Origin of the sequence: Nonomuraea sp. NPDC050202, assembly GCF_040656115.1 — a bacterium.
In the GTDB taxonomy this organism is placed as follows: Bacteria; Actinomycetota; Actinomycetes; order Streptosporangiales; family Streptosporangiaceae; genus Nonomuraea.
Genome location: NZ_JBFALF010000106.1, coordinates 1 through 3,953, shown reverse-complemented (window position 1 = coordinate 3,953; position 3,953 = coordinate 1). Strand labels below are relative to the sequence as shown.

Below are 3,953 nucleotides of genomic sequence, written 5' to 3'. Positions count from 1 at the left end.
ACTTTATGTGGACACTGTCCAGCGGCCCCGGCTCGGAGTCCAACGGTCGCGAATCGCTGTAGCGAGCTTAGAGCGCCTTGCCATGCAGAACTTTGACGACCTGAGCACGGGTCTGTCGCAGGTCAACACCCAGGGCAGCAGCCGTTCTCTCCTCGCGTAGCAGGCCGAGCAGAAGGTGCTCGGTGCCGATATACCGGTGCTTGAGCCCGGCGGCCTCACGGCGGGCCAGTTCCACGATGTGGTCGAGGTCGACGCCTGTCTCCTGGGCGCGTGTAGTGAGGTCGCATCCGAGACTTCTGAGCGTCGTGATGGCCACGCCCTCGTCCAGGCGGGCCAAGCCCATCAGGAGGTGATCGGCGGTGACGCGGTCATGGCTCAAAGTCCTGGCCTCCTGTTTGGCCAGGTCGAGCGCCTGCTGAGCACGAGCCGTAAGGAGACGCTCCAGGGGCCGGTTAAGGGTCGTCCTCCTCAGCATGGCATCTCCGTCCGTGAGCGACTGGCACCAGTATGCGTGACGGGAAGGGTTCAAGGACACCACCTGCTCAGGAGGGGGACCCGGCGGAATCGTCCTCGATCTGGGGTCGGTCGGGGTTCGACGCTGCCCAGGCTCCATGACAGGCAGGGGGATCCGTATGACCGGGAGTTTCGCCGAGATCGGTCAGCAGGGCCTGCAGCCGCCTGGCCACGGCGGTGTGTCGTTCAACCTCACGAGTCCAGCCGCGTTCGTCGGCGTCTTGGACGAGTTGTTGTTCGACCTCGAGGCGGGCCTGCAGGCGTGGGGTGTAGTCGGGCGTGGTGACGAACTTGGCGCAGGTTAGGTAGAGGTCGCATTCGCATGGGCCCTCGGTGGGCAGGCGCAGGCAGTGGCCGAGTTCGAGTTCGGTCTTGAAGAAGTTGGTCTTCAGCCAGTGCACGGCGTCGTCGGGTAGGACACCCGACTTCAGGTCGAGCGCGGCGGGGCCGGCGATGACCGCGCCGGGGGCCAGGACGGACTTGTAGTCGCGCAGGACTTCCTGGTCGCTGATCTGGGCGTAGATGAGTGCCATGGAGACCGAGGAGTGGCCCAGGACCTTCATGATGGTGTGCAGTTTGGCGCCGCGTTCGGCGAGCTGGGTTCCGACGGTGTGCCGGAAGCGGTGGGCGGAGATGGTGCCGCGGACGCCGGGCCCGTTCTTCTTGCCCCCGGGGACGACCAGGCCGACCGCCATGCAGGCCTGCTGGATGGGGGTGTTGAACAGGTAGTGGAGCGACAGCAGCTTGCCGTGGTCCATGAACAGGTAGCGGATCTGCTCGCCGGTGCGCGGGTCGGTGAAGGGCCGTTCCGGTCCGTTCTTGCGCAGGTTGATGACCTTTTGCAGGGCATCGGCGGCGTCCTGGTGGAGGGGGACGACGCGTTCCTTATAGGTCTTGCGGCCGGGTAGCCGCAGGCGCGGTGTCGCGTCGGGGTAGTGGTCCAGGCAGTCGATCGGCAGGTGCCGGATCTCGTCGCGGCGGGCTCCTGACCAGCGGGCGATCAGCAGTGCTGCCCGCTGGAACGGGCAGGAGATGTCGTTGATGACGGGCATCAACAGGTCGAGCTCGTGGTCGGGGATGAAGCGCGGGATGCGCTGCGGCAGCTTGGGCGCGTCCCGGGCGGTGATGGGCGCATAGCCGGGGACATCGTCGTACTCCCAGGCGGCAGTGTCACGGAACATCTGCGACAACCCAGAGATGCGCTGGATCCGGGTGACCGCGCCCAGCGGCCTGCCAGTCTTCTCCGTCGCCGCCTCGGCGAGGGACTCGATCCAGCCCAGGCAGTGGTCGCGGGTGACGTCGGCGAATGAAACGATCCCGGCATCGTGCTCGGCGAGCCACTCCCCGAACCGGCGGACGGCGATCTCCAGCTTCTCCACTGTTGCGGGGGCGTCGGTCAGCCGCCGGGCGGCCAGCCATTTGTCCGCCACCGCCTGCATCCGCGACGGCAGCACCAACGGCGGCTTCCAGGACGGCATGAGCTTGCGCGGCTGGGTGGCGACCTGGCCGCGGTGGAACAACACCACCTGCAGCTGGTGCAGGTGAGTGATCCACTGCTTGGCGGCGTTGCCCAGGAAATTCTGCGCCGAGGGGTAGAAGTGGTGCAGGTCATCGCGTTCGCTGAACAGCCGGATGGCCTCCAGCGCCTCCGCGATGTGGCCATCGGTGATCTCGCTGGCGTGGTGGATGCCGGTGTGCAAAGCGATCCGGCCGACCGTCCACCTCATCGCCTGCCGAGCCGAGTTGGCGTTGTAGCCAAGGGCGACCGCCTCCTCGATCAGCTTGGATGTGCCCAGGTCCAGGCCCATCCCCGCAGCGGCATCGTCGACGCGGATCTGCCCGGTGCCGAAACTCCAGGCGTAGTCGAAGGTGAGGTAGCCACGCAGACCAAGGAAAACCAGGTAAGGGCGGGCGTTGAAGGAAACCGGGTAGGACGCGGTCTTCTGCGTCTCCTCCGGCAGCCGGCCGACCCGCTCGACCAGCGGGGCGGCGAACCAGTTGGCGATCTTAGGCCAGGCGTCCCTGAACACTCGGGAGTAGTGGATCTTCTGATTGCGATAACCAGAGTGAATGTCCTGGCCACGAACATGGGAGAGGTACTCAGAATCGGGACAGTGCCGTCGCCGGAGCCGCCCGGCCGGAGTGACCGACGTCGCCGCGAGCGCTGCAGCCGATACTCGACCGGCCATCAGACCTGCTCGCCGTTGCTGGCACCTTGGCCGCCCAGCGCCCGGTTGTAGTCGGCCACTACGGCAGGGTCGGAGACCCGCGTGTAGATGCGGGTGGACTCCGGAGAGGCATGGCCGAGTCGCTTCTGCAACGTCAGCTCCCGCATGCCGCCCTCCCACATCGCGGTGGCGTGGGTGTGCCTGCAGGCGTGCGGGGTCACCCACGAAGTGCGGATTCCCGCTCTGGTGGTGGCGCGGGTGAACATCTTCGCCAGTCCGTCGTAGCTGAACGCTTCCAGTCGCCGCTTGCCGCGGCCGCCGATCAGGAACACCAGCGGGCTGTCGGCGTCGGCGGGGCGCTCCTCCATTACATAGGCGCTGAGCACAGCCAGCGTCTCGGGCTCGTGCAGGTCGACCACCCGCTCATAGCGGGACTTGGACCGGGCGCCCTTGGGGTGGTCATCGCGGTGGCGCACCACCACCCGGCGGCGGCCGTAGGCGATGTCCTCCAGATGCAGGCCCAACACCTCCCCCGGACGCAGCCCGCCCTGCAGCATCAGCAGCACGATGGCGCGGTCCCGCTTGCTGCGCAGCTGCTCCAGCAGCGCCTCGACCTGGGCCTCACCGATCGGCCGCGGGACGCGTTGCACCGTCTTGACCCGCACCGCGCGGCGGACCGGCCGCTGCCGGCTGGCCCCACCCATGAACGGCCGGTGCCGTTCCGAGACCCGCTGCAGAGCAGGATCGGGGCGCTTCTCGATCGGGTTCAGCCGCTCGAACATCCCGGCCAAGATGACGTATTCGTAGAAGGAGGAGACCGCAGCGAGGATGCGGTTCACCGTGCTGGGCGCCAGCTTGGTCGCCGGGCCGTCCGCGTCGACCACCACCGTTAACGTCATCCGCTGCCGAGGCCGGCGCGAGGGCACCGATCGCAGGTACTCCAGCAACGCGATCGAGTGCTGAGGCGCGAACTCCTCCCAGGTCAGACCGTCACGTTCGAAGAAGCGCCACAGGTGACGAAGGTCGTAGGCGTACGACACGAGCGTGTTGGGCGAGCAGTCCCGGGCCGCCAGGAACCGCAGGAACCCCGCAACAACCTCGACCGGCTTGCCGCCCTCATCGAGCAACTCAACCTGGTGTAAGCCGTCTTCGCTCTGCTGCTGCCGTACTCGCACAGACACCTCCGGAGCCAGTCGACCCGTTCCCCGCCCGACCGGTCGAATCCTGGTACCAGCGGGGTTAGCGGGACAAGATGTGTCCATGTAACAACAA

The 3,953-nt window shown here is 67.0% G+C and carries 3 protein-coding genes; all 3 read right to left on the bottom strand.

All coding sequences use genetic code 11. The features are described from left to right. Positions 1–67: 67 nt before the first annotated feature. The 3 genes from AB0I79_RS63135 to AB0I79_RS63125 all read right to left on the bottom strand — a co-directional run bounded on the left by AB0I79_RS63135 (position 68) and on the right by AB0I79_RS63125 (position 3,808). On the bottom strand, positions 68–475 hold the full coding sequence (locus AB0I79_RS63135) for a Clp protease N-terminal domain-containing protein (RefSeq protein ID WP_357896302.1): 408 nt from the start codon (positions 473–475) through the stop codon (positions 68–70). Positions 476–542: 67 nt separating this feature from the next. Next, the gene (locus tag AB0I79_RS63130) at positions 543–2,543 is read right to left on the bottom strand and encodes a site-specific integrase (protein WP_357896299.1); all 2,001 of its coding nucleotides are present in this window, start codon (positions 2,541–2,543) and stop codon (positions 543–545) included. 158 nt (positions 2,544–2,701) lie between these two features. Next, positions 2,702–3,808, bottom strand: coding sequence for a tyrosine-type recombinase/integrase (locus AB0I79_RS63125; RefSeq protein ID WP_357896296.1), 1,107 nt, complete (start codon positions 3,806–3,808; stop codon positions 2,702–2,704). Between the last annotated feature and the right edge of the window lie 145 nt (positions 3,809–3,953).

Bases quoted from the DNA above. Each gene is read 5' to 3' on its own strand.
- AB0I79_RS63135 (WP_357896302.1), bottom strand. From the start codon at position 475: ATGCTGAGGAGGACGACCCTTAACCGGCCCCTGGAGCGTCTCCTTACG.